The sequence below is a fragment of the Intrasporangium sp. genome (assembly GCF_032907665.1).
GTDB lineage: Bacteria > Actinomycetota > Actinomycetes > Actinomycetales > Dermatophilaceae > Intrasporangium.
In genome coordinates, this window is sequence record NZ_JAJJPG010000119.1 from 1 (window position 1) to 5196 (window position 5196).

Sequence of the window (5196 nt, forward strand, 5' to 3'; positions counted from 1 at the left end):
CCCCTACTCTCCCCGAGCGCCTTCACCGTTCGACGAAGGGTCCATGAAGGTCCGGTGAAGGTGACGCGGTCGCACGCGACTCGGGTGCGTCCTCGGGCGTCACGTCCGGCGCGGTTGCGTCCGGCTCCGGCAGGGGGAGCCGCTTGAGCATGAGGGCGTTGACGGCCACGATGAAGCTCGACCCGGACATCGACAGCGCAGCGACCTCGGGTCGCAGCGTCAGTCCCCAGGCAGCGAAGACACCCGCCGCGATCGGCAGCGCGACGGCGTTGTACCCGACCGCCCAGCCGAGGTTCTGGCGCATCTTGCGCAAGGTCCCACGACCGACGCGCAGCGCCGTCGGCACGTCGAGCGGGTCGGATCGCATGAGCACGACGTCGGCGGTCTCGATGGCGACGTCGGTGCCGGCGCCGATCGCGATCCCGAGGTCGGCCTGCGCCAGGGCTGGTGCGTCGTTGACGCCGTCACCGACCATGGCGACCGAGCGGCCCTGCTGCTGCAGCTCCGCGACCTTCGCCGCCTTGTCACCGGGGAGGACCTCGGCGATGACCGTGTCGATGCCGAGCTGGCCGGCGATCCGCTCCGCCGTGGCCTGGTTGTCCCCGGAGAGCATGACGACCCGCACTCCGAGATCGTGGAGGGCGCGAACCGCCTCGGCCGAGGTCTCGCGCGCCGCGTCGGCGAGGCCGATCACGGCGACACCCGTGCCGTCGACGCCGACGAGCACCGCGGTCTGGCCGGCGGCCGCGAGCTCGTCACGCCGGGCGAGCAGCCCACCGAGCTCGACGCCCTCGGCCTCCATGAGCTTGCGGTTGCCCACCACGACGCGGTGTCCACGCACCTCGGCGACGGCACCGTGGCCCGGAACGTTGCGGAAACCGGTGGCCACCTCGCCTGCGAGACTGAGCCCAGCGGCATACGACACGACGGCCGCGGCGAGCGGGTGCTCGGACTCCTTCTCGACCGCGGCGACGAGCGGCAGCACCTCCGCCTCGGGAAGGCCCTCCGTGACCACCCGGGTCACCTCGGGCGCGCCCTTGGTCAGCGTGCCGGTCTTGTCCATCACGACGGTGTCGATCCGGGCCGAGCTCTCGAGCGCGGTGGCGTTCTTGAAGAGCACGCCTCGCTTGGCCCCGAGGCCGGTGCCGACCATGATCGCCGTGGGGGTCGCGAGGCCGAGCGCGTCGGGGCAGGTGATGACGACGACGGTGATGGCGAACAGCAGCGCGACCTGGACGTCGGCGCCGATCCCCAGCCAGGTGAGGAAGGTCGCCAGACCACCGATGAGGGCAACGAGCACGAGCCAGAACGCGGCTCGGTCCGCGAGTCGCTGACCGGGCGCCTTGGAGTTCTGGGCCTCCTGGACGAGCGCGACGATCTGGGCGAGCGCCGTGTCGGCGCCGACCTTCGTCGCGCGCACTCGCATCGTCCCGGTGGTGTTCATCGACGCACCGATGACCTGTGACCCAACGGATTTCGCGACGGGCAGGCTCTCGCCGGTGACCATCGACTCGTCCACGTCCGACTGGCCGTCCTCGACGGTGCCGTCGACCGGCACCTTGCTCCCCGGCCGGACGAGCACCAGGTCGCCGACGACGACCTCGGCGGTCGGCACCTCGACGGGCTCGCCGTCGCGCAGGACCGTCGCCATCGGGGGTGCGAGGTCGATGAGGGCGCGGATCGCGTCGTTCGCGCCGCCACGAGCCCGCATCTCGAACCAGTGGCCGAGCAGGACGAACGTCGTCAGCATCGCCGCGGCCTCGTAGAAGACCTCTCCCCCACCGGTCACGGTGACGTAGACGCTGTAGAGCCAGCCCGCGCCGATCGCGACCGCGACGAGGACCATCATGTCGAGCGTGCGGTTGCGCAGGGCTCGGACTGCCCCGTCGAAGAAGATCCACCCGGAGTAGAAGACGACCGGCAGGCTGAGGATGAGCCCCCACACGTCGTCGCGCAGCCCGAACGGCGCGGGGACGCCGAAGCCGAGCATGTCGCGACCCATCGGCGACCAGAGCATGATCGCGAGGGACAGGATCGCCGCGACGACGAAGCGGTTGCGCATGTCGCGGGCCATGTCCTCCATCGACATGCCGGCGTGGCCGCCGTGCCCCATCATGTCGTGGGGCGAATGCGTGGCCGGTGCACCCGGGTGGGTGGCGTGGTCGTCATCGGGTGTATGCCGCTGAGCTTCCTTGTGCTCCATGTGCTGGGCCGGGTGGGTGCTCGAGTGGCCGGGGTCCGTGTGCCCACGCTGCTCGTGGTCGTGGGGCCCGTCGGCGTGCTTGTCCATCGGGGGGCACACGTGCGTCGGTACTGACTCGCCGGCGCAGTGGTAGCCGCACTCGCGCACCCACGCCGCGAGCTGCTCGACGCTCGTCCTGTCTGGGTCGAACTCCACCGTCGCCGTCTGTGACACGGCATTCGCCTCGACCGCGTTGACGCCCGGTCGGTTCATCAGGGCCTTCTCGATCGCCGGCTCGGATGTGGCCCAGTGCAGGCCCCCGACGTGCAACACCGTTTGTGCAGTCATCACTTCTCCAGAGTTCGGCTGGGACTCCCAACAATACCCCTAGGGGGTATATCCGCACAACCGTTTCCCTGATGGTTCCATTCCTGCAGCGGCGAGTGATACGGACCCTCAGTGCGCGTGTCTCAGGATGTCCCGCGTCCGCTCGTATTCCTCGACGTCGATCTCGCCGCGGGCGAGTCGCTCGTCGAGTAGCCGCAGCGGCTCGGTGGACGTCTGTGCCGAGGGGGCTTCGTTCGTCCGCCGCCCGAGGACGACTGTCCGCACGATGTACGCAACGAGCAGCCAGAAGCCGATGGTGCCCAGGAGCATGAGGCCCCACATCCACCAGCCCGGGCCGTAGTCCCATCCGTGTCCCCACATGGCCAACGCCTCCTCACGAGGTTCGGGAACTGCTTGACATCCATCCTGCGCCGGGGAGGTCAGGAGGCCCCGAGGTATTCCATGAAGGTTTGACGAAGTTCCGCGCGGCCAAGCCGGCGCACCGGCACGCGGGCTCGGCGAGCGAGCAGACTGGCCGGATGGAGTCACCTGCGGTCGAAGCCGTCGCATCCTCCTCACGCGTCCTCGTGGTCGACGACGAACGCGCCCTGGCGCAGATGATCGGCACGTACCTCACGCGGGCCGGCTACTCGGTGTCCGAGGCCTTCACCGGTCCCGACGCCGTGACGATCGCGCGGGAGCTCGACCCCGACGTCATCGTGCTCGACCTCGGGCTGCCGGGACTCGACGGGGTCGAGGTCTGCCGTCAGGTGCGGACCTTCTCGGACTGCTACGTCCTCATGCTCACCGCTCGCGGCGACGAGGTCGACCGCATCGTCGGACTGTCAGTCGGGGCGGACGACTACATCACCAAGCCGTTCAGCGCCCGAGAGCTCGTCGCTCGCGTCCAAGCGGTCCTGCGTCGCCCACGCCGGAGCACCGGCTCCTCGCTCGGAGTGGCCGGGTCCGGCTCCGCGCCGAAGGAAGAGCCGGCCAGGGTCTTCGGCGACCTGTCCATCGACCCGGCGAGACGCACCGTCTCCGTGGCTGGGGAGACGGCCCCGCTGACCCGGACCGAGTTCGACCTCCTCGACGTCCTCTCGGGTCGCCCCAACTACGCGTTCTCGCGGCGCCGTCTCATCGACGAGGTCTGGGACGTCGCGTGGGTCGGTGACGAGCACATCGTCGACGTCCACGTGGGCCACATCCGCCGCAAGCTCGGTGATGATCCCGCCGCGCCGCGGTACATCGAGACGGTTCGCGGCGTCGGCTACCGCATGGGCAAGGGTTGAGCGGGATGAGATCGAGCATCATGACACTGGGCGGTGACCAGCGGGCCAGGGCCACCGGCAGAGGTCGCGGGCTGGCCTCGCGGCTCATGTTCGCCCAGGTGCTCGTGCTCCTGGCCAGCGTCCTCACGGCGGCGGTGGTCGCGGCCTTCGTCGGACCACCGCTCTTCCATCAGCACCTGCTCGAGGCCGGACACGCCCCGAACTCACCCGAGCTCGCACACATCGAGGAGGCCTACAGCGACGCCTCCCTCGTCTCCCTCGGCGTCGCCCTCGTCATTGCACTCGCCTGCGCGGCCGCGGTCACGTGGCACGTGACCGGTCGGATGCGGGCGCCGCTCAGCGCCCTGGCCGACGCCGCCCGTGAGGTGTCGCGTGGTCACCTCGGGGCCCGGGTCGATGCCTCCGGATCGGGCGTCGAGTTCGACGAGCTCGGCCGCGCCTTCAACCTCATGGCAAGCCGGCTCGAGCAGACGGAGGACACGCGACGCAGGCTGCTCTCCGACCTGGCCCACGAGCTGCGCACGCCGATCGCCACACTCACCGTCTACTGCGAGGGGCTGCGCGACGGAGTCACGACGTGGAGCGCCGACACAGAGCGCGTCATCACCGAGCAGACCCAGCGCCTGGCCCGTCTGGCCGCCGACCTCGACGACGTGTCCCGGGCCGAGGAGGGACGTCTGGCCCTCGATGTGTCGCCGACGCCGGTCCGCGACCTCATGTGGTCAGCGGTGCAGGCCAGGCGGGAGGACTTCGCGCAGGAGGGCGTCGAGCTCGTCGCCGATGACGCTGCCGCCGCCCGGTCGCAGGTCGAGGTCGACCCGCGGCGTATCGGCCAGGTGCTCGACAACCTGCTGGCGAATGCCCTGCGCCACACCCCTCGAGGTGGGTCGGTGCGACTGTCCGCCCTGGCAGTTGGCGACTCGGTCGAGATCTCCGTCGCAGACACGGGTGATGGGATCGACACGGACCAACTTCTGCACGTCTTCGAGCGGTTCTACCGCGGAGACAGCGCGAGGGACCGGCAGCGGGCCGGGTCCGGCCTCGGCCTGACGATCAGCCGCGCCATCGCCGACGCCCACCGCGGCAGCCTCGTGGCGGACAGCGATGGACCGGGTCAGGGCTCGACCTTCACACTGACCCTTCCCCGCACACCTGCCCACCGCCCCTGACCCCACTCAGCCCCCACTCAGCCCGACGTCGAGTGGCCACGAATGCCGACCCACACCCTGCATTTGGGGCCACTCGACCACCACCGAGCCACAGGTCAACGAGCCCCACGTCAGCGACCCCCACACCAGCGCCGGTGCCCACGTCGAGTGGCCACGAAAGCCGGCCCGCACCCCTGCATTTGGGGCCACTCGACCACCACCGAGCCACAGGTCAACGAGCCCCACG

General features: G+C 70.2%; 4 protein-coding genes. 2 read left to right on the forward strand and 2 right to left on the reverse strand.

Going from position 1 to position 5196, the window contains the following annotated elements; translation table 11 throughout:
• Window positions 1-22: 22 nt before the first annotated feature.
• Both LOY02_RS15125 and LOY02_RS15130 read right to left on the reverse strand, forming a co-directional pair.
• Window positions 23-2530, reverse strand: a complete 2508-nt coding sequence (locus LOY02_RS15125; protein WP_317183192.1) for a heavy metal translocating P-type ATPase — start codon at window positions 2528-2530, stop codon at window positions 23-25.
• Between the two features lie 108 nt (window positions 2531-2638).
• Window positions 2639-2890 (reverse strand): SHOCT domain-containing protein, encoded by a 252-nt coding sequence (locus LOY02_RS15130; RefSeq protein ID WP_317183193.1) that lies wholly within the window; start codon window positions 2888-2890, stop codon window positions 2639-2641.
• Between the two features lie 158 nt (window positions 2891-3048).
• On the opposite strand from LOY02_RS15130, the gene LOY02_RS15135 reads away from it, so the two are divergent.
• Both LOY02_RS15135 and LOY02_RS15140 read left to right on the forward strand, forming a co-directional pair.
• Entirely contained in the window at window positions 3049-3801 is a 753-nt protein-coding gene (locus LOY02_RS15135; RefSeq protein ID WP_317183202.1) for a response regulator transcription factor, read from the forward strand.
• 5 nt (window positions 3802-3806) lie between these two features.
• Window positions 3807-4970 carry a HAMP domain-containing sensor histidine kinase gene (locus LOY02_RS15140; RefSeq protein WP_317183194.1) on the forward strand — a complete coding sequence of 388 codons (1164 nt, stop codon included), beginning with the start codon at window positions 3807-3809 and terminating at the stop codon, window positions 4968-4970.
• The last annotated feature ends 226 nt before the right edge of the window (window positions 4971-5196 follow it).

What these genes read in the sequence shown, in the direction of transcription:
- LOY02_RS15125 (WP_317183192.1), bottom strand. Translation starts at nt 2,530, where the DNA reads ATGACTGCACAAACGGTGTTGCACGTCGGGGGCCTGCACTGGGCCACA.
- LOY02_RS15140 (WP_317183194.1), top strand. Translation starts at nt 3,807, where the DNA reads ATGAGATCGAGCATCATGACACTGGGCGGTGACCAGCGGGCCAGGGCC.
- LOY02_RS15135 (WP_317183202.1), top strand. Translation starts at nt 3,049, where the DNA reads ATGGAGTCACCTGCGGTCGAAGCCGTCGCATCCTCCTCACGCGTCCTC.
- LOY02_RS15130 (WP_317183193.1), bottom strand. Translation starts at nt 2,890, where the DNA reads ATGTGGGGACACGGATGGGACTACGGCCCGGGCTGGTGGATGTGGGGC.